Origin of the sequence: Psychroflexus sp. S27 (assembly GCF_002810405.1) — a bacterium.
In the GTDB taxonomy this organism is placed as follows: Bacteria; Bacteroidota; Bacteroidia; order Flavobacteriales; family Flavobacteriaceae; genus Psychroflexus; species Psychroflexus halocasei_A.
The window spans coordinates 1-23,733 of the sequence record NZ_NEXQ01000009.1 but is presented as its reverse complement, the minus strand read 5'-3'; the positions used below and the strand labels follow the sequence as shown (position 1 = coordinate 23,733).

Sequence of the window (23,733 nt, the reverse complement as noted above, 5' to 3'; positions counted from 1 at the left end):
TTTTTAATAATTTTTAAATATTTTCTTGAGACCCATGATATCGAGTCAATCTGTTTTTTAAGAAAATAAATGATTACCAAAAACAATGAAATGGATAGGTGATGTCAGATTTCCGTTGCTGTATGAGTAAATTAACTGCTCTTGATTCGTAATCAAGAAAATTAGCGTTAAGATGATTTTCATAAGCAATGAAATCTGAAATGAAATTTTGAGATAACTCAAAATGATTCTCATTTAAGTTTTCGTTAGAAAAACCTAATGTAGTATCAAACTCAGCGATGTGAAAGAAGTTGTTTCCAGATGTTGCAGAAACTCGATCTTCTTGTTTTTTATCTTTAAAATAAGAGTAATCAGCCGTTTGATTTACTGGACTTGAGATCGTAACTGCTAAGCAGTAGACGAGAACTGACAATAAACTATATTTTGAGCCGACTTTTGATTTCATGCTGCAAAGTTAAAACATAATCATTTCTATAAAAGCATAACAGAATCATAAAATTTCATAAGTCACCATTAATGATAATTATTAAATCTATTTTAGTTTTCAAAGATTACCTATTCTTAAATTTAGTTAGCTTTTTGTTGAAGCGCTAACGCATAATTTTCAGCAAAAAAAATCACTTTGTTTTGATTTGTATTGCACAATGTATCGTGGATGATTAAAAACAATGATTTTATCAAATAACTTTTCTTTTGCATTGATGCGTTCGAGATATTTTGCATTTTTTTTGCCTAAAACAAAACAGGTACTTCTATCAATTCCAAAAGCAATTTGCTCTTTGAGTTGTGTGACGATGAAGTTCTCTAATTTTTCAAATAGCCAATCAAAATCATAATAGTTGCAATTCACCCAATTCTCTTTTTTATTTTTTCTGATGAAACCAACTGGACAAACTGAATTGACATAAAAATCTTGGTAGAATTTTTCAGCACCTCCATATTTCTCAATCATTTGATAAACAAAAATTGAAGATGGCTCGTGAGATTTAATGTTAGGAATTTTAATACCACAATCTTCTTCTAATCTTTTTGTGTCAGTAAAGGGTATGCCTGTAACGCCAACGCCTAGTCTGCCAGGATTAATACCAATAATGAGTTGACGTTTACGATTGTCATTAAAGTATTTTGTGTAAAATTTCTTGACAGTTTTTTCAATAAGAGGATTGTTTTGATATGGGTTTATTTGCTGTATATCATTTCCTAAATCTTCTTCTAACTGAAGTTGCTTGTAATAATTAATGATGTTTTCAGCAAAGGTCTTCATGTTTTATAAATTTAAAAATATCATTGACATAAATTATTTTGATTAGATTTCTTGATTAAAGGTTATTGAACAGGTGCTTGATGTGCAAAATTATTGGTTGAAAGTTATGTCATTGATATAAAATTCAGTCAAAGTTAAACTTCTATTTGTCTTTATTTGAAGTTATCAAGAGTGAAGATACACTAATTACATTTTTCACAAACTTAAACACAGTCAATATTATTAGGAGCAAACTGATAATAGTCATTAAATATTAAATGTGTATGGCTGAATTTTGTTAGACTAAAACCTAAAACTATGAAGAATATAAATTTATTATTTAGCCTGATTTGTTTTGTTTCAATCAGTGTTTCTTATGCGCAATTAACTGTAGATGCAGAGCTAAGACCGAGATACGAGTATAGGCATGGTTATAAAACCTTGTTTTCGGATGATGTAGATGCTAGTTCTTTTGTATCGCAACGTACGCGTTTGAATATTGATTACCAATCTGAAAAACTTCGTATTTTTTTAAGTCCACAAGACATTAGAGTTTGGGGTGATGTCCCACAATTAAATACTAAAGATAATAACGGCTTTTCATTACATCAAGCTTGGGCCGAGGTCTTTATTGATTCAAGCTTTACTTTAAAAGTTGGAAGACAAGAAATAGTTTATGATGACCAAAGAATGTTTGGAAGCGTTGGCTGGGCTCAGCAAAGCAGAAGCCACGATGCTGCAATGGTAAAATTTAAGGAAAAAAACACAAAACTACATTTGGCAGCAGCATTCAACCAAGAAAGAGAAAGTTTAACAGGAAATATTTTGACATTAAATACTTATAAAAGTTTTCAGTATATCTGGGCTAACCAAACATGGAATAATTTTTCAGGAAGTTTTTTGTTTTTAAATAACGGAATGCAAAACATAGAGGCTAATCAGTATATAGAAGGCGTTAGTTATAGCCAAACTGCAGGTTTTCATTTAAATTTTAAAAACAATAATTTGAAATTAAGTTCAAACCTTTATTATCAATTTGGAGAAGATGCTTTTAAAAATGATATAAAAGCTTATTTGGTTTCCTTAGAAGCAAAATATAAAACAAATGATGAGTTCAGTTTCAGGTTAGGAGGTGAGTTACAAAGTGGAAATGATAATACTTTAATCAATGATGGAGAGAATAATGCTTTTCAGCCATTTTATGGAACAAATCATAAATTCAATGGTTTCATGGATTATTATTATGTTGGGAATCATGCTAATAGTGTTGGTCTTTTGGACCTTTATGCTAATGTAAATTATGCTTTTCAGCCTCTAACAAATTTTGACCTGACTGCGCATCAATTTTTTTCAGCAGCTGAATTGGACGGTGATAGCTCAAAAGATTTAGGTCTCGAAATTGATTTTGTATTTTCTCATCAACTTAATAAAGATGTCGGTTTAAAATTAGGGTACTCGCATTATTTAGAATCCACAGGAACTCAAGTTTTAAAAAATAACTTTGATGGAAACACAAATAATTGGGGATGGGTGATGCTCACCGTAAATCCTGAAATCTTTAAATTTTCTTTTGATTAAATAGATTTTTGTAGATTTTCACATAATTATAAGCTTAAGGTCTAAAATCCTTAAGCTTTTTCATTTTAAACTTTACTCAACAGTTTTCGACAAGAGTGTAGTATTTATTCTACACTCTTTTTTATTTTAATTATATAAAACTCTGATATTCAATGGTTTTTCTGATGGCATTGATGTTGAATCAATAGAGACAACATGCTAACAACAAAATCAAAAAAAATGAACCAGCTTGATCATAGAGAATTTAAAGATAAAAATCTTCAACCAGAAAAATCAACATCTTATAATCCATTAATTTTAATAGGTTCGCTATTAATTTTAGTCACTGCGGCATTCACGACCTATTTTTTCTATCCTTATTTTCAAGAAATTCATTTAGATCGCATGCAAGGTATTTGGGGAAGCATTTTAATATATGGTGGCATTGCATTATTGGCTGCCCATATTTGTTTTATGGTTTACCTTCTTATCAAGTATGTTCAGTACAAAGCTGTTAACCCTGTTGATGATGAAAATTTACCATATTTAACTGTTATTGTTCCTGCTTATAATGAAGGTGAATTGGTATGGAAAACATTGACAAGTCTAGATGAAAGTGATTATCCTGCTGATAAAGTGCAATTGATTTCTATAGACGATGGAAGTCAAGATGATACTTGGGAATGGATGAAGAAAGCGAAAGAAGAGTTAGGAGATCGTTTATCAATATATCAACAACCTGAAAACAAAGGAAAAAGACACGCGCTATACAGAGGTTTTCATTTAGCTACTGGCGATGTTTTTATCACGGTAGACAGTGATTCAATTGTGAAAATAGATACTTTACGCCACATGGCAAGTCCTTTTGTAGGCAATGAAAAATGTGGAGCTGTTGCTGGGAACGTTCGTGTACTTAACAGAAAAAAGGCATTAATTCCGAGAATGCTAAATGTGAGTTTTGCTTTTAGTTTTGAGTTTGTTCGTTCCGCTCAAAGTGCTTTAGGTACAGTGCTGTGTACGCCAGGCGCATTGGCTGCTTACCGCAAAGAAGCTGTCATGAATTGTTTGCCAGAGTGGATTAACCAAACATTTAATGGTCAACCTTCAGATATTGGAGAAGATAGAGCAATGACAAACATGATTTTAAAGCAAGGATACCATGTTTTGTTTCAGCGTAAGGCTTACGTTTATACTAATATTCCTGAACGTTATAAGAATCTGTATAAGATGTTTATCCGTTGGGAAAGAAGTAACGTCAGAGAAAACATCGCTATGACAAAGTTTGCTTTTTCAAACTTTAGAGAAGGATCAAAAGTTGGTGCAAGAGTATTACTTTTAAATCAGTGGATAAAAATATTAATGGCCTACCCGTTAATTTTACTAATGATTTCATTTATCGTAATGTATCCATTATTGTTCTTGACATCTTCATTAATTGGCATTTTGATTTTCTCAAGTGTTCAAGCTTTGTTTTATGCAAAGAAACATGATATAGCTGAATCATTTTGGGCTTATCCTTATAGTATATTTTATACATTTACTTTGTTTTGGATTACACCTTATGCAATTGCAACCGCAAGTAGAAGCGGATGGTTAACCAGAGAATTACCAACAGAAAAATTTAAAAAGATTGTATAAACATTAAATATTTTCCGACTAGAGTTTTTACCCTTTTGAGAGCTCAACATTAATTTGTTGGGCTCTCATGCTTTATTGTACTGAAATTTTTTATTCTTTCAATTTTAACTAAGTTTAGTTAAATCAAGTTAAAGCCTGCTTAAATCCTTCATTTCGATATGAATATAATTGTTTTTGACATCTAGTTGGGTGCGCGATTTATTATATTTGATTCAATCAGATTTAAAAAACAACTGTAATTATTTAACTAAAGAGCAGTTTTGAAAAAAATAATATGAAAAATTTTGAAAATCAAGTTGCTTTAGTAACTGGTGGAACTGCTGCTAAAGAGGCTATTAGAGGCTTGGGGCGTGTTGCAAACTGGAAAGAGAATCACCCAGAACAATACGAACAAGTCGCAAATAATACCCCATTAAAACATTTTGGCGAGCCTGAAAAAGATGTCGCGCCAGTAGTTATTTTTCTACTGAGTAAAGATTGTCAATACATGACAGGTCAAATATTAATGGATGAAGAAGATGTATAATTAAGATAGGTAAAACCAATATGGATAAGAAAATAGTTATTATAGGCGGAGGATTTGCAGGTATTAATTTAGCTAAAAGTTTAGGTGGTGTTGAAGGTTTTGATGTGACTTTGGTTGATAAAAACAATTACAATTTTTTTACACCTCTTTTATATCAAGTGAGTACAGGCATGTTAGATGTTTCAAGCATCACAATTCCGTTTAGAACACTTTTTAAGGGAAAAGAAAACCTAAACTATCGCTTGGGCAAACTCAAAAAAATTGATATTAAAGCTAAGAAAGTCATATTGAGTTCTTGCGAACTTGATTACGATTATTTGGTGATGGCAAATGGGACGAAAAGTAATTTTTTTGGTATGAAAAATATTGAAGAAAATGCTTTACCCATGAAGTCGATCAATCAAGCTGTTAAACTCAGGAATTATTTATTAAGAGAAGCTGAAAGATTTATCAATAGTAATGATGAAGTTGAAAAGCGTAAAATGAGTAATATCGTTATATCTGGTGCTGGTCCTTCAGGTGTTGAGGTTGCAGGTATGCTTGCCGAAATGAGAAATACAATTCTCAATGATATATATCCAGAATTTAAAGATCAAAAGATGGATATTTATCTTGTTGATGGATCGCCAAGCGTTTTGCCACCTATGCGTGAAAAATCTCAGAAATATTCTAAAAAGAGTTTAGAGGAAATGGGAATCCATGTCAAGCTCAACAAACTTGTGTCTGACTATAAAGATGATAAAGTGATATTTGATGATGGTGACACCATAGAAACAAAAACGTTAATATGGACTGCCGGCGTCGTTGGAACTCAGTTTAAAGGTTTACCAGAAGATAGTTATGACAAGGGAAACCGCTTGATGGTTGATGAATTTTTTAAAGTTAAAAATACCGAGAATATTTTTGCAATTGGTGATGCTTCTGTTATGAAAAGCGATCCAAATTTTCCAGAAGGTCATCCTCAATTAGCAAGCGTAGCAACTCAACAAGGTAAATTATTGGCTAAAAACTTTAAGTCAATTGCTAATCATGAAAAACCGAAAGCTTTTATTTATAATGATAAAGGAACAATGGCAATTATTGGTAAAAGTAAAGCGGTGGCAGACTTAACAACTCCTGAGAAAACGATAACGGGTTGGTTTGCATGGTTTACATGGTTATTTATTCACCTGTTTTTATTGATTAATTACAGAAACAGAATTAGCACCATGTGGAACTGGACAACAGCTTATTTCAGTAAAGGTCAAGCCAATGGACTCATCATCGGAAAAACTGCGGAAGGAAGTATGCCAGAACTCAAAAAACAAACTGAAGTTTAAATTATTTTTAGAATTTGGTAGAGAATAGGTAACCAAGATTATTTTTTAATATCTTTAGAACACCATGAAAACTAAAATTTTTATTTTATTATTATTTATACCGATAATTGTTTTTTCACAAAACTCACAAAAAGTTTCTGTTGGTGATAAGATGTTCAACATTGTTGGTAATGATGAAAATGGACTTAGTATAGATGTGTCAGATTATTTGGGAAAGTATATTTTATTAAATTTCACAGCAACAAATTGTGGACCTTGTTGGAAAACCTATAATATTATGAATGAGATGCAAAGTAAATATTCAGACGATCTTAAAGTTATTTCCTTTCATTTAGATAACGATTTAAAAAAATGGAATTCTATTGCAAAAAGTATGGATATTAATTTTAAATGTACTTCAATTTGGGAATCTAAGAACAAGACTGAAATTTTAAAAACTTATGATGTCGATGGTTTTCCTTATTTTTATTTAATTGATAAAGATGGAATAATTATTAAAAAATGGTTTGGAAATAAACGCAATAAGATTGTCAAAGTTTTAAATAAACACATCAAATGAAATTAATGATCTTCCTGAATTCATGCAAATTATTTGATGATTATTTTTAAATCATCATAATTGTAAGAAAAAAACGGCTTGGATTTAACAAGCCGTTTTTTTGATTAAATATATTGAGCATTAATTTAATCAACTCTGATAAATTCACCAGTCATTGTAAACTCAATTTCGATGTTGTTATTAAGTTCAACTTGTTGGTAATCCATTTCTAACTCCCAACCTTTAATAAATTGTTGTGGATAATTTTCGTTAACGTACATTAAAATTGCTGGAGGAATAACTGAGTCTGGTAAAGCAGTAACGCCATCGATATCAATTATTTCATAATCAGCGTTAAACTCTAACGTGAAATTTCCGCTTAAATAGATATCGTATTCTATTGTATTATTGTCCATGTCTTTAACAGCGCGGTCAATTGTATTGTCAGCGAAATACGTATTAACGTAAGTCGTTATCGCAGTCGGAATTTCAGATTCTGTCAATAAAACCTGATTGGTGTTGTCGTCGTCATCGCTACAAGATGATAGTGTAACCAGAATAGCGCAAAGTAATAATGTGATCTTTTTCATAATTTTAGTGTTTGAGGTTATTTTATTTGTCCGTTTTCATTAATGATAATATTGATTTCTTCTCTTCCTTTTTCAAGTTCAATGGCATAAGAAATTTCACCTTTTTTATTGATTTTCTTGACGTCATCAATACGGTAAGCATCATATTTTTGCTGAATTGTATTTTTAACAGCTTCAGGTAATTTGCGTTTAGAAATCTCTTCTTCATAATAAAGCATTTCTCCAGTTGCCTTAAACCAAGCTTCATAATCTGAGAAATAACCGATTTCAAATTCGACTTGAAATTGATCACCTTTCATTTCCCATTCAACATCACTTGCCTTAGGAAATTCTGTTTTAAAAGTGTTTAAAACAACTGATGGCACCTGATTTTCATTAATGTCTTGTGCTTGTACAAAAGTTGTTGCAAATAATAAAATTGCAATAAATTGAATCGTTTTCATAAGATGTGTTTTTTAAATTATAAGACAAATAAAGAACACAAAACTGGAAAGAATTTGGAATTTATGCTTCAGCAAGATTTTTTTTGAAATTAATTTTAAAAGTATGTTGACTCTCAAAAAAATCGTAAACAATAGGAACTTGATAAAGTTCACAAATTGCCTTACTGATTGATAAACCAAGTCCTGTGTTTTTAGAATCTTGATTTTCTTTATGAAAACGCTCATAAATATTTTCCTTAATTAAAGCTTTATTGTTACCTGTATTTGAAATAATCAAGCTGTTTTCTTTGAGTAATATTTGAAGCTGTCCATTTTCGATATTATGAAAAATAGCGTTATTAATTATATTAGAAATTAATATTTCTGCTAGTGCCGAATTCATTTCAACAATGATGTCTTTTTCATAAACGAACTCAATATTTATATTTTTGAAATCAATAAAATCTTCTACTCTTGATAGGTGGTTTTTAACTATTTTTTGAATTGAAATTTGCTCAGTTTCTATAAACTGTTTGTTTTCAATTTTTGCCAACAGTAACAATGATTTATTAAGTTGTTTAATGCGATTTGTCATGGCAATAACTTCGGCAATACTGTTTGCATTATTGTGAGTTAAATCTTTAGATTCCAGTAATAGTTCAAGCTTTGTGGAGATGACTGCTAAAGGTGTCTGTAGCTCATGGGAAGCGTTTTCAGTAAATTGTTTTTGAGAATGATAAGCTTCTTTTGCGTGTTTAATTAAAGCATTTGAGGCTTTCTGAAGTTCTTTAAACTCTTTTGTGTTTGACGAGATTTTAATAGGTTTTTCATTTTGGTCTAATCGATACTTTTTTAATGCATCTAAAATTTGATAAAAAGGCGTCCACACTTTTTTAAGCACAAAGTTATTGATGATTATTACGCTTGATATTAAAATAATAAATAGCCAAACGATGCTCCAGAATGAATCTTCGATTAAATCATCTTCTTCTACCAGTGACGAAATTATTTTTAATCTGTAATACTTACCATCATTTTCAAAAGCACTGTGCAAAATTCTAACAGGTTCTAAATCATCTTCATTAATGCGGTACATTAAAGTGTCTTTATAAACATCTTTAGTAGATAAAGCTTTTTGTCTTGATGTTGGGTGAATTTCAAAATTATTCCCTCCAAATTCGTTTTGATTTAATAATTCAGGATTGAATTTTAACTTTTCAATAATCAGTATTTTGTTGTTTTCAAGGCCATCATCAATACTGTCTCTAATTTCATCTTTAAGATTATAGTAGAATAAAATTGACCAGACACCAATAATCACGAAAAAGGCAAAAGTTAGGTAGAGTAGAGATCGATTGAAAAGTTTCATACTTCAATAAGTTTATATCCAACACCATAAATTGATTCTAAATCAATTTCAGCTTTTGATTGCTTTAATTTTTTGCGCAAGTTTTTGATTTGATAATAAATAAAATCAAAATTATCGGCTTGATCAATTTGATCTCCCCATACATATTCGGCCAAGGCTGTTTTGGTAATAAGTCGGTTTTTATTTTGTAAAAAGTAGAATAAAATGTCGTATTCTTTTCTATTGAGATGAATAGATTGTTTATTAACCTTAAAATCTCTTTCTTCAATATTTAAAATCGTATTTGCTGTCGTGATAGTATTCTGTCCATCATGATTTTTACGCCTTAAAACCGCTTTGATTCTAGCGTTTAATTCAGCAATATGAAAAGGTTTAGTAAGATAATCATCAGCACCAAGGCTTAAGCCTTTGAGCTTATCATCAAGGGCATCTTTTGCAGAAATAATAATGACATTTTCTGATTTACCTTCAGATTTTAATTGCTCAAGAAGATCAAAACCACTGCCATCTGGTAACATGATGTCTAGTAAAATACAATCATAATGATAGAGAGCAATTTTTTCTGAAGCACTGACAACATCAGCCGCAGCTTCAACAACGTAGGCTTCTTTCTTCAATGAGGAAACCAAGGTTTCTCTCAAATCTTTCTCATCTTCTACAATCAAAATTTTCATAGTATAAAAATACATTTAAACTTTGGAAAGAAATGGGAATTTAGAGAATTGGATAGTGTTTTAAATTTCTGAATAATTGAAATCATTATATTTGATTTAATAATTTCAATCATGAACATAATATATCTACACGGATTAAATGGAAGTCTTACTCATGAATAAAGAGAGGTTTAAGAAGCTTATCGAACCTAATTAATTTAAGTTTTAAATTAGTTTTTTCAAATTAATTAAAAAGAGACAGCAGTTAACTGTCTCTTTAAATGACTCAAGATTGATCATTCATACAAAATTTACTGATTGATGAGACAAAAATTATCAAAGCCGACAAACATTTTTCCATATTGATCCAAAGGTTGGTGAGAATTGGTAATCATAATATGGTTAATACCATCTGTAGGAAAAGTTAAAACACTCGTGTCAATAGTTATGCTTATGTTCTGCCATGTATTTGGTGTTGTTGAACTGATCACTATTTCACCTAAAAAAACTGTATTTGAAGATCCAAATAAATTTAGGTTTGAAGGTGTTGCGATACCAGTTGGCGCAGCTGGTAATGGATCAGAACTGGAATAATTAATACCATAAACCCCAACTTTCACGTCATTACTTGTAGCACAATCTTCACTCATTAAAGCATAATCAAATGAAAGTGTGTATAAACCTGAATCTTCATAAATTTGATAAGACATTTCATTGAACATTCCTTCTCGATAAGCTGCACCAGTTGTCTTTGAGTTTTCAATCCACATTCCAGCAAAAACGCCAGATGGAGGTGTTGGTGCAGAAAAGCAAGATGTACCAAAATTTGTTGTGTTAGTATCAAACAAATCAGCTAGACTCCCAACTTGCCACAATTTTTTCCAATGTTCAGCAAGGTCAATGTCTTGATCAACACTAGCATTTGGATCTCCATTGACGATCTCAAAGTCACCATTTTGTATATAGCCAGGACATGAATCTATGACAGTATTGTCTGGTTCACATTCGCACAGATCATTAACAAATCCGTTTAATTCTCCGTCTCCATTTGAGTCACATTCGTCACCGATATTTAATTGAAGGTCTTCACATTCAAATTCTATGTTAGCATTATTACATTGGCAGAATTCTGTTACAGATCCATCATAAATGCCATCACCGTTAGAGTCACATTCATCACCAAAATTAGACATTATATCTTCGCAATCATAGGTTGAATTAACTAATTCATCATAATCACAGGTATTATCGCTACAAGATATTAGTGAAATTAATATGCATAAAAATGCTTTTTTAAATAGTTTAAAGTCTGTGATTCTTATTTTTTTATTTAGCATTTTCATCGTCTTAGGTTTAAGTTTTTCAAGGCAATTAGATCTGATTGCCTTGAAAAAGGTTTAATAATTGTTGATTAAAATTTAAGGTTTAGAAGCAAATAACTTTAAATTCTGTTCTTCTGTTAATACGGTGTTCATCATCACTGCAAGGGACGTTGTTTGTACATTTCTTATTTTTTAATTCGGTTTCACCTGCACCACGCGCTATTAAGCGATCCTTTGATATTCCTTGATTAACAATATAATTGACAGTTGCATCTGCTCGACGTTGTGATAATCTTTGGTTATAAGCATCTGAACCTTGACTATCTGTATGAGAAGACATCTCAACTTTAATATTTGGGTTGTCTTTCATGAGTTTAACAATACGTTCTAAATCCGGAATTGCTTTTGGTAATATTTCAGATTTATCTAAATCAAAATTGATATTGTCAAGCTTAATTGCTTTTCCACATGGATCAACACACATTTCAAAGTCGATAAAGAGTGTTTCGTTTCTGTTATATTCTTCAGTTGAGACTTCTACCTCATTAGAGTAATAGCCGTCTTTTTTTCCTTTAAGTGTATAAGTTGAAATTTGTTTTAAATGAAAATTGAATTGACCTTCTTCATCAGATAGTGTATGTTTTTCTTGTACATTACGAACATGTTTCAGTTGGACGTCAACATCTTGAATGCCTTTATCTGTATTGCATTCAACAACATTTCCTTTTAAGATAAATTGATCATCAGCATAGGTAATCACTTTCTGAATTCCAGTTTTTTCTTTTTTACATTTTTTAAATTCTTCTTCAGAAATATTTCCATCTTCAAGACTTACATTATATAATTGCCCGCTAATGATATAGTTATCTTCAATTACATCATTAAAAACAACGACACCGTAGGAGTTAGTTGTCCCACTTTGAGTGATATTTCCATTCATGTCTTTAAGAATAACATCAGTATTTGGCAAAATTTTACCAGTAAACTTATCTTTCGCAGTAATAGTCACGCCACAACCACAAGTTTCACAGCAAAACGGCTGATGTTCCTCATGACAAACAGGACATATTTCTTGAGTTTCTTCAATAGGATCAACCTTTTCCCTGGATGTAAACTTATAAGTGACACCAGCAAAAACTCCAATTGATGAAATATCACAATCACAAGGTTTTGACCTTATGATATTTTCTCCATCAATAGTCGTTATCGATTGATCTATTGCGCCATCACTAAGCTTGAAAGGTTGATAGCTTGCTGAAACACCAGATTCATTAAGTTCGTTAACTCCAAAATGTCGCATATAATATCCGCCAAGGTTAACTCCAAATTTTTTATTTATAAAATAGGTGAATCTCATTTGACCTTTAGCTGATAAGACATTTGATTCCTTGTAACCAGCATGAAAATTTAATGGATAAGTATTTGAATTTTCAGAAGTTCCTTCTAATAAGACTCGACCACCTTTAATATTTGCAAAACCGATTCTAGTGTTGAGTTCAGCTTTAAATTTCCCGTTTTTTGTTCTGTATTGTAAATTTGGACCAATACCATAAAACAAACGTGTGATTTTTTCTTCATTTAAATAAAAAGAATTAATAGGTGTTACAAAATCTGGTTCGTAAAGATTATTAGTAGAGTAAGTATTACTGGGTTTATTTATGATGTAATCGAAATCAGCTCCAACTCCGAACAAATTCCAATAGTAATCTAGTGAAATTCCAAAATCAGGACCACCTTTATAATCAATATAAGGTGTGTTGTTATCAAAAATAGGGAAGTCATACCCGATTCTTGGGTTGAGTTGAAAGTAACCTTTATCTAGGACTTCAACTTTAGGCTCGATATCTTCTTGTGCTAAACCAATGAAGCCATTTGTAAAAACAAACAGCATGATTATAATTTGAGTTAATTTTTTCATTGTCATGAGTGTTTAAGGGTTTACTACACTCATATCAATTAAAAGATGACATTGTTACCTTATGGATAAATTTTTGAGATAAAATAGATGATTTCGAGTGACTTGAGATTCAAAAAAAGTTATAATGAAGCAATTAATTGTTCGAGATATTATATGCTGTTTCTTATATTCTCAACATTTTTATTCATTCTATGCCTTACTATTTTTCGATAAATAAATTTTCTAAATGCTCCGAGTTTTTGTTCGTGTTTTGCATAAAATTCATCTGGTGTATCAAAAAGCCCAAAATCTTGATTTATTCCCTTTGCTTGGATAAAAGTATTATTTAAATTCCATTCGATTTGTGGATTCTCAAAATTATCTGTGTAAGCTCCATAACCACAAAATGTTGTTTTTACAATCTTTGTTTTTTTCTTGTAATTTAGTTAGGTATTCTTTGTCGAGAATAACACCTTCTAGGAAATACCAATTGTTATTGAAATAAACTTCTACCCAGCTGTGTAAAATATTTTAGGTGAAAGTTTGTACCAGATTCCACTAATTGCACCTTTCTGCAATGCTTTATCAATTCTAAAGCCATAAATTTATAACTTATTTTCCTTTTTCAACACAGACTTCGCTATTACTTTTACATAGTGTTACAGCTAGGTTTTCATTCTTCAAATGATCTCAAGTTCTAACTTTTAATTCTACTTAAAATCCTCTAAAAAATGCAATTTTTTTTCGGCGCGCTAGGTTTTTCATCGTTTTTGATATTCTGAAAATTTGATTTTATTCAGTAGTTCATTCGGCTAGCACAAGTCATATTTTCACAGCGATTTTCAATTCCCTATATTTTGGCAAGCTCGTTTTGATTCGTAATGTCAATTTTCTTTGGCAAGCTCAAATTTCAATTTTATTCAGAGTATAATCATCCGTTTTCAATATGTTTTTCAAAACTCTTAATTTTTAAAAATAGAGTAGAGGATTTTAAGAAATTCGAATTTTTAGCTTAGTGGTAACGGTCGTGTATATGGCTCGTAGCGTAAAAATTAGCGATTATTTTCGGTTTAAGCACAAGCCAAATTTTAAATTTTACTACTTAATTTTTATTGGAAAGTTGTCAAATTTAAAAATTTGGCGACTTTCCAAATATGCTTTAACTTCGATTAAGCAACTGATTAGCTATGAGCTATATACGTCTTAAGTTTACAATTCATTAATTTTAGAACATAAACAGAAAAGACAAAAGAGAGGAATAAGGTTATTATATACGCAGAGACTTTGATCTCGTCAACATTGAAAATCCCCTCTCTTTTCTACACAGATTTCGTACAGTTCTATGAGGCTTTTAGACCTCGATTTTAAGTCGTTGAAACTCGCGYAGATTGTCCTTTCAAAAACATTTTCTTATGACTAAAGATATTAAATATTTTGGAATAGACATCAGCCATTTGGTTTTTGATGTGACAGATTCTGATGGGAATTATTATCAATTTAAAAACAGGATATCTGGCTTCAAAAAGTTTGTCAAACTTCTAACAATAGATAGCCATTGTGTGATGGAAGCCACCGGATATTATCACTATCAGTTGGCTTATTATTTATTGGAATCTGGGCTAAAAGTTTCAGTAGAAAACCCATTAGCAGTTAAGCGATTTATCCAAATGAAGTTATCAAAAATAAAGACTGATAAAAGTGATTCTAAACTGATTTGTGAGTATGCAAAACAAGTTGAATTGAAGCTTTGGAAAGGTAATTCTAAGCATCAAACAGAATGTCTTCAAATGACTAGACTCCTTGCTGTGTATACAAAACAAAGCACAATGCTAAAAAATAAAATTCACGGCGAAGCTGTTTTAGGAAATCCCAGTAAAGTGGTTTTGAGTTCTCTCAGACGTAGTTTAAAACAGATCCAAAAAGAAATCAAGACCTTGGAAGATAAGCTTCTTGTATTGGTTAAGGAAGTACATCAAGATGTGTTAACGCGCATAAAAAGTATACCAGGAATTGGAGCGAAAACCTCCCTGATGTTAGTGGTTCTTACAGATGGATTTGAAAGGTTTTCAAGTGGCAGTGAATTGTGCAGTTATGCAGGTTTAACACCTGTGATCAGGAAGAGTGGAAGTAGTGTAAAAGGGCGAAGTCGAATCAGTAAAATAGGTAACCAAAAACTACGTAATTTATTATTTATGTGCAGTTTTAACGCCTGTAAATACAACAAAGCTTGYAGAGAAATTTATGAACGCATTGTGGCCAAAGGAAAGAGCAAAAAATTGGCTTTAATTGCAGTATGCAATAAGCTACTAAAACAAGCTTTTGCTATTGCTAAATCAGGGTTACTTTATGATGATTCTCATAGAAGTACTTTAGTGAAAAATTAATGCGTTTTTACTTGTTTTTTACCACAGTACTTTGTTGTAACCAGTACTTTTTTCAATCGTAATGAAATCGGCATTTCGCAATTAATATTTCGCCTTCTCTATATTGGTAAATCAGTCTATGTTCACTATCAATTCGTCTTGACCAAAATCCAGCGTATTTATGTTTTAACGGTTCGGGTTTTCCAATTCCGTCAAAAGGATTTCGAGAAATGTCTTTCAGAAGTTCATTTATTTTCTTTACCTTTTTTTTATCTGTTTTTTGCCAGTACAAATAATCTTCCCAAGACTCATCAACGAATGTGTATTTCATCTTAATTTTCGATTAGGTCTTTGTTGAAAGTTGTTCCGTTTTTTATTTTATCAATCGCAGAATCTAATCTCAATTCATTCTTTCGAGAAGACAGTTCGTGATTTGTAGCCATTAAAGAATTATATTCTTGCAAAGACATAACTACAATTCCAGAATCTTTTCCACGATTTATAATCAAAGTCTCAAAGTTCTTTACAACTCGGTCTAAGTAAGTTTTAATGTCTTTTCTAAAATCAGAAACAGTTGTTATTTGCATAATTTTGTATTTTATAAAGTACAAATATATGTACAAAATTTGAATTATGCAATTTTTCTCGTATTGGTTACAACGGTATAGTATAAGAATAGTAGCGGATTTACACACACTAACTTTTCGGTTAAACACAGACCTTTTTTATATTTACTTACTATTGTTTTAGCGATTAAACCGCTATTATTTTTATACATTGTTGTGCAACGTACTTATTCGTATAATGTAATTCTAAAGTCCTTTATTAATTCCGATAATTCATCCATTTCTTTTTGTCTTGGGTAATGTTTGTTAATAACACTAAAAGTAACATAGTTTAAAAGAATTGAACATATTAAAACAAAGCTAATTCTGGTTCTATGGAATATTTCTAATTCCTTTTCATCGTTTGGTTGTTCACTTTCGGGTTTTGTCATTCCACGTGCAAAAAGACTCCCAAAAAGAGTTCCGTGCATAATTTCAGATGAATGTCGGTAAATGAAAAACAAATTTATAACCAACCAACATCATTCCAATTTCCTTTCCGTAATAATCCCTAATTATCTCAATTTTTTTAAAAACATTATCTCCTGTCCAAGACCTAATTTCAAATCCTTTATTCGAAGTAAAGTAATTGAGAGCCTCTTTTAGTTTGTCAGAAATAGGTGCTTTATCAATATCTTTTAATCCGATGCCAAAGGCTAAATCCTTTATTTCGATTTTTCTGTCTAAATCACGAAACGCTTTTTGGTGATAATGTTGCAAGGCCTTTTTTACAGTTTCCTCTCCTTTCGCTCCAAAATATCCCAAATTTAAAACGTGGTCAAATATGATACGTGATAAAGAATAACAATCTCGCATTTTTCCCATAGTTGACAAAACGAGTAAGGAATTACTTGTGTCCAGAATTGGACCAACCATAAGAGAAAAAGACATTGCAACATCATCTTTTGTATTTGCTAATCCATTGTTTACAGATTTAGCAATTAATCGAATAGTTTTATCGAGTGTTTGTTGTGCAACTTCTAAATATTCCTCTGTTCCTAATTTTATTTCTTTGTTCACTTTGTTTAATTTATTTAGTATTCTTTAAAATAAATAGGCTGTCTTTTCAGACAGCCTATAATTAGTAGCAGACCGAGGAATCGAACCTCTAACCCGTCCCTAGGTTTCATAAATGTTGGCACTTTCAAGGAATTTCTATTTGGACAAGTCTGCTGTTCGGGATGGTCTGCCCACCAAATAGAAGTAACGTTATTAGAATTACTGGAATTATAATAAAGGTTAAACCTTTTACGATATTATTGAATCTTTCTCTCATATGACTTATTTTTTTAATTATAGAATCACAGATTAATCGAACAATAACTCCTTGAGTTAAGCTATAAACCCAACTATTTAATTCACCAAGATTTTAAAGAGCTTATTATTAATTTATCAAAAATCATTCCTAAATTTTATCCGGAATAATTGGTTTTCGGTATGTTGCACAACGGTGTCGCATATACTTAGTGCGACCTAAATTAGTTTTTATTTTGTTATCAATTTACAGACTTTTATAAAAATACTCAAACTTATTTTTTCATCACCGAACACAAGCATTAAGTATATGCATTGTTACCACTAGGCTTTTTTTCATTCGGATCAACTATTTCTTGACATTAATATTCAACTTAAAATCCTCTAAAAAATGTAATTTTTTTCGGCGCGCTTGGTTTTTCATCGTTTTCGATTTCGCTAAGATTGATTTAATTCAACTATAAATTCGATCGGCTAGCTTAAGTCATATTTTCATAACGATTTTCAATTTCAATATTTTGGCGAATTTGTCTTAATTCTTAATATCAAATTCTTTTGGCAAGCTCTAAATTCATTTTTCCGTAACGATTTTCAAATTCTAACATTTTGGCAAGCTCGTCTTGATTCGTAATATCAATTTTCTTTGGCAAGTTCAAATTTCAGTTTTATTGTCAGAGTAAATTTCTGTTTTTAATATGTTTTTTAAAACACTTAATTTTTAAAAATAGAGTAGAGGATTTTAAGAAATTCTATTTTTAGCTTAGTGGTAACGTGTTTGTATATGGCTCGTAGCGTGCAAATTATAAAATTATTTTCGGATTAAGCACAAGCCAGATTTTTAAATTTTACTATTTATCTTTTTTATTGGAAATCGTCAAATTTAAAAATTTGGCGACTTTCCAAATATACTTTAACTTTGATTAAGCAACTCATTAGCTATGAGMTATATACGTCTTAAGTTTACAATTCATTAATTTTAGAACATAAACAGAAAAGACAAAAGAGAGGAATAAGGTTATTATATACGCAGAGACTTTGATCTCGTCAACATTGAAAATCCCCTCTCTTTTCTACACAGATTTCGTACAGTTCTATGAGGCTTTTAGACCTCGATTTTAAGTCGTTGAAACTCGCGTAGATTGTCCTTTCAWAAACATTTTCTTATGACTAAAGATATTAAATATTTTGGAATAGACATCAGCCATTTGGTTTTTGATGTGACAGATTCTGATGGGAATTATTATCAATTTAAAAACAGGATATCTGGCTTCAAAAAGTTTGTCAAACTTCTAACAATAGATAGCCATTGTGTGATGGAAGCCACCGGATATTATCACTATCAGTTGGCTTATTATTTATTGGAATCTGGGCTAAAAGTTTCAGTAGAAAACCCATTAGCAGTTAAGCGATTTATCCAAATGAAGTTATCAAAAATAAAGACTGATAAAAGTGATTCTAAACTGATTTGTGAGTATGCAAAACAAGTTGAATTGAAGCTTTGGAAAGGTAATTCTAAGCATCAAACAGAATGTCTTCAAATGACTAGACTCCTTGCTGTGTATACAAAACAAAGCACAATGCTAAAAAATAAAATTCACGGCGAAGCTGTTTTAGGAAATCCCAGTAAAGTGGTTTTGAGTTCTCTCAGACGTAGTTTAAAACAGATCCAAAAAGAAATCAAGACCTTGGAAGATAAGCTTCTTGTATTGGTTAAGGAAGTACATCAAGATGTGTTAACGCGCATAAAAAGTATACCAGGAATTGGAGCGAAAACCTCCCTGATGTTAGTGGTTCTTACAGATGGATTTGAAAGGTTTTCAAGTGGCAGTGAATTGTGCAGTTATGCAGGTTTAACACCTGTGATCAGGAAGAGTGGAAGTAGTGTAAAAGGGCGAAGTCGAATCAGTAAAATAGGTAACCAAAAACTACGTAATTTATTATTTATGTGCAGTTTTAACGCCTGTAAATACAACAAAGCTTGCAGAGAAATTTATGAACGCATTGTGGCCAAAGGAAAGAGCAAAAAGTTGGCTTTAATTGCAGTATGCAATAAGCTACTAAAACAAGCTTTTGCTATTGCTAAATCAGGGTTACTTTATGATGATTCTCATAGAAGTACTTTAGTGAAAAATTAATGCGTTTTTACTTGTTTTTTACCACAGTACTTTGTTGTACGTAGGCTTTTATTTTTTCGCTCATTAATTCTTTCGGGTATTTCCAATTCAACATTTGGTTAGGTGAACTGTTCAATCCGCTATTTATTTTTCTAAATGGTAAATTTTCAAAACTTCCATAATCAACTTTCCATTGCTCAATGCTAAACATACAATTGTTTAAAGAACCATTCGCACTTCGGTCATTATTTGTTTCGCACAGTTTTATTTCCCCAATCAGTTTTCTTAAAGTTCCTAAATCAATTTCAATTTCATCATTTTTTAGTTGTGAATGAAGAGTTTCCGTAAATATTTGAGTAATGTTATTCAATTCCGATGCTTTTATGTCAGCCAAAATGAGTAAATATTTAGTTTGTTTGTTAAAAATCAGCCAGCATTTTTTTCTATCCACATAAAAAATAGTCGCTACCCATTCGCCCAAGATTTTATTTTCGGATTCGCTGTTTTCAACAATCGATTTTTGTATTGTTTTCTCAAGTTTTCGAGTTGTGTATATTTGGGTTTGATTCATTCAGTTTTGACTTTCTGAGTGTTTTTTTAGCTTACGTACAACGGTTTTGTATATGAAAAGTAGCAGGTTTGTGTGTGCCATTTTTCGATTTATAAACAAAGATAGCAGAAAAGAACTTAACTTTTATTTAGCTCTTAACTGCTATTTTTTATATACATTGTTAGCAAAAGTATTTTATTTCGCTATGGTAAATCATTCGCATTGTCAAAATCATCTTGGTTTATTATAAACTGATAAACATTGTTATTTAAAACAAATTTAGAACTAAATCCAAATGGGTTGGTGTCATTTGGAAAATCTAATGCTGAGGGATTATTAATGGCTGAAATATAACCTTTGTTATTCTCAAACTTAAAAATTATAGAGTCTATTTGGCATTGAGTTAATTTATAGCCTATGAAACTTTCGTCACTATATGTACATTCTAAACCTGAATTATTTGCACTTAAATTAATGTTTGAAATTAGGTTTCCTTCAAAATACGCCTCAATGTTAAGATTTTCATTAGAATTATTTTGAATTTCCAAATTATAATTATTTAAGTCTGGCTCATCGGTACAGCTAAAAAGTAAAATCCCAATTAATATTAATATTTTTTTCATAATCGATTTCTAATTACAAGGTGTACTTAAATTGTTATTTCTTACATCCCTTACATAATCAAAAAGTTCATTGAGATTGTTTTCTGTGGCATTGAAATAATAGTTTCTAAGATTATTTTCCCAACAATCAATATCTCGGCAATTATCCAAAGCATTTTGAATTTGATTAAGATTATACCCTGTAACTCTGTCAATAGGTTGAATACCACCAATACCAGGAATAGTATTTTGATTTACATTATCAATTAAATCAGCAACAATAGGCGTATACTCATTCATTTGTGCAACTGTATTGGCTTGTCTTCCGTCATTCCATAATCTTAAATTTGTATTATTGAATCTATTTGTTGCTAAATAATTTGGGTCAAGAGTTAAATATCTTTGATTAGTTACAATTGTTTCAACACCTTCTGCCCAACTTTCGGTTAGTACTGCTCTGTTACAACTACCACTATGAAATATGGAAAACATACCTGCATCCATTCTTTGATGTCCTGCGTGTGTGAGTTCGTGCACTGTTGTGGCATAAATGCCGTCACTGGCTCTGTAGTTACAATTACCACTCCTCCTAGTGATTCTTAATCGAGAAACTGGCAATAATGTTAAAACGGCTGGTCTGTGTTGTGAACTTTGACAGGCTGTATAAGTTGCATTAATATTTATCCTGTCTTTTGGCATACTCAATCCGAATTGTGGTGCAATGCGAGTGTAGTAATCGAAAGCAGCATTTTGAACGTAACCATAAAATTGTCTTCTCCCATAGGTATAGTGTCTCCTCCAAGCTCTACGCTTGTGTGTTGCGTGTCCTCTATCTCTTGCATTCCAAAACCAAGAACTTGCTTTTACAGTAAAACGTCTGATATTGCCACTTCTTCTGTTTTTGAAGTATAAAGCATATTTTACTCTTTTTGTTCTTGTTCTTGATGTCTCAAAGTAACCATTGCGGTTGGTATGGGCTTTTCTTATTACTAACCATCCCCATTTTCTTACTCGAACTCGCGCTCCCATAACTCCAACACTTTGGTTTATGGCGTCTTCTTGCACAGTTATTGTTCCGCTAGGACGCCATTTTCTTCTTCTAAATAACCTTGCTTCCCCTTCTACATCCTCATCATTTGGTTCTAATTCGTAGTTTATTTGTACGTCCTTTACCTTAAGTCCAAGCCTTTTTACATCATCATAGCTTAATCTTTCGCTAGGGTCGTTCTGAAAGTAGGTATGTTCTTTTTTCTCATCCTCCTCTAAATTGTCAGAAATTTTTAATGCCTCTGTATTGAGGTCTTCATAAAAATCAAGTATATTTTCTTCTTTTTCTGATGGTGTTTCGCCTATTGCATCTTCACTTGTAAAATGCAGGTCTTTGAGTATTTCGTGAGGTACCTCGCTAGGTATTTGATAATCCTTTGGAACTACGGAATAGTAAAAGGTAAAAATGGTATCATTGGCCTTCGGGTCTAAGTATATTGACCCTTGGTTTGCTATTTCATATTCAAATGGTTCATCAGATACAGCCAAAATTGTATCGTTGACAATTTTGTTGTACTGAATGCTGTCCTGTGGTTTAAATTTCACATACAAATGGGTTTTGTTTATCGGATAATTTTTGTCAGGATGTTTTACTGCCGTAGGGTTTTTTAAAATGCTTTGGTAGGCTTCTGCCATATTTTCGACAGAGCACGGAATTTCCTTTTGAGTGCCCAAAACTGTGTATTTGTCATCTCCAGTACCTTTTTTCATATAGGATTCAGAATTAAATTCATTAGACAATTTATTCTCTGAAAATGAGTCGTCCTTCTCACAGGATGTCATAAAAGTTAGAATACTTACAAGTATTGCTAATGGTAGATTTGTTTTTTTCATAAGAAATATAGGTTAATTTATTTTTTACAAATTTAGTTTTCCTTTAACAATGAACGTTAATTTTAGGTTAATATTTTTGCTAACGGTCTAGCATATACTTTAGTGCGACCTTAATTAGCTTTTATTTTGTTTTCAAGTTACAGACTTTTATAAAAATACTCAAACTTATTTTTTCATCACCGAACACAAGCATTAAGTATATGCATTGTTACCACTAGGCTTTTTTTYCTTCGGATCAACTATTTCTTAACATTAATATTCAACTTAAAATCCTCTAAAAAATGCAATTTTTTTCGGCGCGCTTGGTTTTTCATCGTTTTTGATATTCTGAAAATTTGATTTTATTAATAAGTTCAATCGACCAGCGCAAATCATATTTTCACAACGATTTTCAAATCCTATATTTTGGCAAATTTGTCTTAAATCTTAGTTTCAATTTCTTTTGGATAGCTCTGAATTCATTTCTCCGTAACGATTTTCTAATTCCAATACTTTGACTAGCTCGTCTTGATTCGTAATGTCAATTTTTTATGGCAAGCTCAAGTTTTTATTTTATTCAGAGTGTAATCATCCGTTTTCAATATTTTTTTAAATCTCTTAATTTTAAAAATAGAGTAGAGGATTTTAAGAAATTCGATTTTTTAGCTTAGTGGTAACGTGTTTGTGTAAGAGTAGTAGCGAGATTTTGGCTCGTAACTTTTCTTAAATCTTAAGCGATAAGTTTAAAACTCATTTTTCGTTTTTATCACTGGCTTCGCTATTACTTTTACACATTGTTGTGGTTAGTTTTTAATTTACTTTGGTCATAATGACATTATTTGGCACACTAAACTCAGTAGGTTGGTCCCCAATTCTTATGCCTCTCATTCGCTGAACTTTCCATAATGCTGTTACAGGGCAATTAGTGCACTCAGGATTTTGTATCGTTAGACTTGCACTGCCTGATATTCCCTTTCTTTCATACAATCCGTTTCGACAATCTATGGTATTGTCATCAATTTGTAATCCCATTTTTATGCCGTCAATAGATCCGCCGAATAGTACATAACCATTGTAAACATCTGTCCCAGGAATATTATAATTAGACTCACATATAATAGTTTCTACTCCATTATTAACTTCAATAAACCAATAGTCACCCTTAAGGTCTTCTTCATCCTCCCACATATTAATTCTAAAAATATCATTTCCATTTTGATATTCCCAAGTACCAACAAATGGTAAATTATGATTTATATTAGGATTATTTAAAACTTGTGCCTTGCAAGATATAATTGGGATAAATAATAA

The 23,733-nt window shown here is 31.2% G+C and carries 23 protein-coding genes; 7 read left to right on the top strand and 16 right to left on the bottom strand.

Annotation, left to right across the window (positions count from 1 at the left end; translation table 11 throughout):
- Positions 1 to 73 precede the first annotated feature (73 nt).
- Positions 74 to 445: a hypothetical protein gene (locus CAP47_RS02010; protein ID WP_100775167.1), complete on the bottom strand. Its 372-nt coding sequence runs from the start codon at positions 443 to 445 to the stop codon at positions 74 to 76.
- Between the two features lie 159 nt (positions 446 to 604).
- Positions 605 to 1,264, bottom strand: coding sequence for a uracil-DNA glycosylase family protein (locus CAP47_RS02005; RefSeq protein ID WP_100775166.1), 660 nt, complete (start codon positions 1,262 to 1,264; stop codon positions 605 to 607).
- Between the two features lie 297 nt (positions 1,265 to 1,561).
- Here CAP47_RS02005 and CAP47_RS02000 point away from each other — a divergent pair, with 297 nt between their 5' ends.
- From CAP47_RS02000 to CAP47_RS01980, 5 genes are all read left to right on the top strand, one after another.
- Complete coding sequence (locus CAP47_RS02000; RefSeq protein ID WP_100775165.1) at positions 1,562 to 2,821, top strand: alginate export family protein; 1,260 nt, start codon at positions 1,562 to 1,564, stop codon at positions 2,819 to 2,821.
- A gap of 219 nt (positions 2,822 to 3,040) precedes the next feature.
- Positions 3,041 to 4,438, top strand: coding sequence for a glycosyltransferase (locus CAP47_RS01995; RefSeq protein WP_100775172.1), 1,398 nt, complete (start codon positions 3,041 to 3,043; stop codon positions 4,436 to 4,438).
- 274 nt (positions 4,439 to 4,712) lie between these two features.
- A complete protein-coding gene (locus CAP47_RS01990) occupies positions 4,713 to 4,964 on the top strand; it encodes an SDR family oxidoreductase (protein ID WP_100775164.1) in 252 nt (83 codons plus the stop codon).
- Positions 4,965 to 4,984: 20 nt separating this feature from the next.
- Positions 4,985 to 6,283 carry an NAD(P)/FAD-dependent oxidoreductase gene (locus CAP47_RS01985; protein WP_100775163.1) on the top strand — a complete coding sequence of 433 codons (1,299 nt, stop codon included), beginning with the start codon at positions 4,985 to 4,987 and terminating at the stop codon, positions 6,281 to 6,283.
- 64 nt (positions 6,284 to 6,347) lie between these two features.
- Positions 6,348 to 6,842, top strand: coding sequence for a TlpA family protein disulfide reductase (locus CAP47_RS01980; protein ID WP_100775162.1), 495 nt, complete (start codon positions 6,348 to 6,350; stop codon positions 6,840 to 6,842).
- A 125-nt stretch (positions 6,843 to 6,967) separates the two neighbouring features.
- Here the strand turns inward: CAP47_RS01980 and CAP47_RS01975 are convergent, their stop codons facing one another.
- From CAP47_RS01975 to CAP47_RS01950, 6 genes are all read right to left on the bottom strand, one after another.
- The gene (locus tag CAP47_RS01975) at positions 6,968 to 7,411 is read right to left on the bottom strand and encodes a PepSY-like domain-containing protein (RefSeq protein ID WP_100775161.1); all 444 of its coding nucleotides are present in this window, start codon (positions 7,409 to 7,411) and stop codon (positions 6,968 to 6,970) included.
- Positions 7,412 to 7,428: 17 nt separating this feature from the next.
- Entirely contained in the window at positions 7,429 to 7,854 is a 426-nt protein-coding gene (locus tag CAP47_RS01970; RefSeq protein WP_100775160.1) for a PepSY-like domain-containing protein, read from the bottom strand.
- Positions 7,855 to 7,915: 61 nt separating this feature from the next.
- A complete protein-coding gene (locus CAP47_RS01965) occupies positions 7,916 to 9,202 on the bottom strand; it encodes a sensor histidine kinase (protein ID WP_100775159.1) in 1,287 nt (428 codons plus the stop codon).
- Positions 9,199 to 9,876 (bottom strand): response regulator transcription factor, encoded by a 678-nt coding sequence (locus tag CAP47_RS01960; RefSeq protein ID WP_100775158.1) that lies wholly within the window; start codon positions 9,874 to 9,876, stop codon positions 9,199 to 9,201. Before CAP47_RS01960 ends, CAP47_RS01965 begins: the two co-directional genes overlap by 4 nt.
- Before the next feature lie 290 nt (positions 9,877 to 10,166).
- Entirely contained in the window at positions 10,167 to 11,198 is a 1,032-nt protein-coding gene (locus CAP47_RS01955; RefSeq protein WP_100775157.1) for a hypothetical protein, read from the bottom strand.
- 82 nt (positions 11,199 to 11,280) lie between these two features.
- Positions 11,281 to 13,095: an OmpA family protein gene (locus CAP47_RS01950; protein ID WP_192869919.1), complete on the bottom strand. Its 1,815-nt coding sequence runs from the start codon at positions 13,093 to 13,095 to the stop codon at positions 11,281 to 11,283.
- A gap of 1,391 nt (positions 13,096 to 14,486) precedes the next feature.
- Here CAP47_RS01950 and CAP47_RS01940 point away from each other — a divergent pair.
- Positions 14,487 to 15,458: an IS110 family transposase gene (locus tag CAP47_RS01940; protein WP_100775151.1), complete on the top strand. Its 972-nt coding sequence runs from the start codon at positions 14,487 to 14,489 to the stop codon at positions 15,456 to 15,458.
- 52 nt (positions 15,459 to 15,510) lie between these two features.
- Here the strand turns inward: CAP47_RS01940 and CAP47_RS01935 are convergent, their stop codons facing one another.
- From CAP47_RS01935 to CAP47_RS01920, 4 genes are all read right to left on the bottom strand, one after another.
- Positions 15,511 to 15,768, bottom strand: a complete 258-nt coding sequence (locus tag CAP47_RS01935; RefSeq protein WP_100775155.1) for a Txe/YoeB family addiction module toxin — start codon at positions 15,766 to 15,768, stop codon at positions 15,511 to 15,513.
- A 1-nt stretch (position 15,769) separates the two neighbouring features.
- Positions 15,770 to 16,024: a type II toxin-antitoxin system Phd/YefM family antitoxin gene (locus tag CAP47_RS01930; protein WP_100775154.1), complete on the bottom strand. Its 255-nt coding sequence runs from the start codon at positions 16,022 to 16,024 to the stop codon at positions 15,770 to 15,772.
- Between the two features lie 206 nt (positions 16,025 to 16,230).
- Complete coding sequence (locus tag CAP47_RS01925; RefSeq protein ID WP_100775153.1) at positions 16,231 to 16,473, bottom strand: hypothetical protein; 243 nt, start codon at positions 16,471 to 16,473, stop codon at positions 16,231 to 16,233.
- A 4-nt stretch (positions 16,474 to 16,477) separates the two neighbouring features.
- Complete coding sequence (locus CAP47_RS01920; protein ID WP_100775152.1) at positions 16,478 to 17,062, bottom strand: DUF5677 domain-containing protein; 585 nt, start codon at positions 17,060 to 17,062, stop codon at positions 16,478 to 16,480.
- Positions 17,063 to 18,459: 1,397 nt separating this feature from the next.
- On the opposite strand from CAP47_RS01920, the gene CAP47_RS01915 reads away from it, so the two are divergent.
- Positions 18,460 to 19,431 (top strand): IS110 family transposase, encoded by a 972-nt coding sequence (locus CAP47_RS01915; protein ID WP_100775151.1) that lies wholly within the window; start codon positions 18,460 to 18,462, stop codon positions 19,429 to 19,431.
- 7 nt (positions 19,432 to 19,438) lie between these two features.
- On the opposite strand, the gene CAP47_RS01910 is transcribed toward CAP47_RS01915, so the two are convergent.
- The 4 genes from CAP47_RS01910 to CAP47_RS12340 all read right to left on the bottom strand — a co-directional run.
- Positions 19,439 to 19,981, bottom strand: coding sequence for a DUF6933 domain-containing protein (locus CAP47_RS01910; RefSeq protein ID WP_100775150.1), 543 nt, complete (start codon positions 19,979 to 19,981; stop codon positions 19,439 to 19,441).
- A gap of 182 nt (positions 19,982 to 20,163) precedes the next feature.
- The gene (locus CAP47_RS01905; RefSeq protein WP_093246011.1) at positions 20,164 to 20,583 is read right to left on the bottom strand and encodes a hypothetical protein; all 420 of its coding nucleotides are present in this window, start codon (positions 20,581 to 20,583) and stop codon (positions 20,164 to 20,166) included.
- Between the two features lie 9 nt (positions 20,584 to 20,592).
- Entirely contained in the window at positions 20,593 to 22,392 is a 1,800-nt protein-coding gene (locus CAP47_RS01900; RefSeq protein WP_143521376.1) for a hypothetical protein, read from the bottom strand.
- Between the two features lie 840 nt (positions 22,393 to 23,232).
- Positions 23,233 to 23,733 (bottom strand): DUF6705 family protein (locus CAP47_RS12340; RefSeq protein ID WP_192869916.1); only part of this gene is annotated, 501 nt, incomplete at its 5' end.

Bases quoted from the DNA above. Each gene is read 5' to 3' on its own strand.
- CAP47_RS01975 (WP_100775161.1), bottom strand. From the start codon at position 7,411: ATGAAAAAGATCACATTATTACTTTGCGCTATTCTGGTTACACTATCA.
- CAP47_RS01955 (WP_100775157.1), bottom strand. From the start codon at position 11,198: ATGAAAATGCTAAATAAAAAAATAAGAATCACAGACTTTAAACTATTT.
- CAP47_RS01960 (WP_100775158.1), bottom strand. From the start codon at position 9,876: ATGAAAATTTTGATTGTAGAAGATGAGAAAGATTTGAGAGAAACCTTG.
- CAP47_RS01910 (WP_100775150.1), bottom strand. From the start codon at position 19,981: ATGAATCAAACCCAAATATACACAACTCGAAAACTTGAGAAAACAATA.
- CAP47_RS01950 (WP_192869919.1), bottom strand. From the start codon at position 13,095: ATGAAAAAATTAACTCAAATTATAATCATGCTGTTTGTTTTTACAAAT.
- CAP47_RS01935 (WP_100775155.1), bottom strand. From the start codon at position 15,768: ATGAAATACACATTCGTTGATGAGTCTTGGGAAGATTATTTGTACTGG.
- CAP47_RS01925 (WP_100775153.1), bottom strand. From the start codon at position 16,473: ATGCACGGAACTCTTTTTGGGAGTCTTTTTGCACGTGGAATGACAAAA.
- CAP47_RS01930 (WP_100775154.1), bottom strand. From the start codon at position 16,024: ATGCAAATAACAACTGTTTCTGATTTTAGAAAAGACATTAAAACTTAC.
- CAP47_RS02000 (WP_100775165.1), top strand. From the start codon at position 1,562: ATGAAGAATATAAATTTATTATTTAGCCTGATTTGTTTTGTTTCAATC.
- CAP47_RS01970 (WP_100775160.1), bottom strand. From the start codon at position 7,854: ATGAAAACGATTCAATTTATTGCAATTTTATTATTTGCAACAACTTTT.
- CAP47_RS01905 (WP_093246011.1), bottom strand. From the start codon at position 20,583: ATGAAAAAAATATTAATATTAATTGGGATTTTACTTTTTAGCTGTACC.
- CAP47_RS02010 (WP_100775167.1), bottom strand. From the start codon at position 445: ATGAAATCAAAAGTCGGCTCAAAATATAGTTTATTGTCAGTTCTCGTC.
- CAP47_RS01900 (WP_143521376.1), bottom strand. From the start codon at position 22,392: ATGACATCCTGTGAGAAGGACGACTCATTTTCAGAGAATAAATTGTCT.
- CAP47_RS01980 (WP_100775162.1), top strand. From the start codon at position 6,348: ATGAAAACTAAAATTTTTATTTTATTATTATTTATACCGATAATTGTT.
- CAP47_RS01915 (WP_100775151.1), top strand. From the start codon at position 18,460: ATGACTAAAGATATTAAATATTTTGGAATAGACATCAGCCATTTGGTT.
- CAP47_RS01985 (WP_100775163.1), top strand. From the start codon at position 4,985: ATGGATAAGAAAATAGTTATTATAGGCGGAGGATTTGCAGGTATTAAT.
- CAP47_RS01990 (WP_100775164.1), top strand. From the start codon at position 4,713: ATGAAAAATTTTGAAAATCAAGTTGCTTTAGTAACTGGTGGAACTGCT.
- CAP47_RS01965 (WP_100775159.1), bottom strand. From the start codon at position 9,202: ATGAAACTTTTCAATCGATCTCTACTCTACCTAACTTTTGCCTTTTTC.
- CAP47_RS02005 (WP_100775166.1), bottom strand. From the start codon at position 1,264: ATGAAGACCTTTGCTGAAAACATCATTAATTATTACAAGCAACTTCAG.
- CAP47_RS01995 (WP_100775172.1), top strand. From the start codon at position 3,041: ATGAACCAGCTTGATCATAGAGAATTTAAAGATAAAAATCTTCAACCA.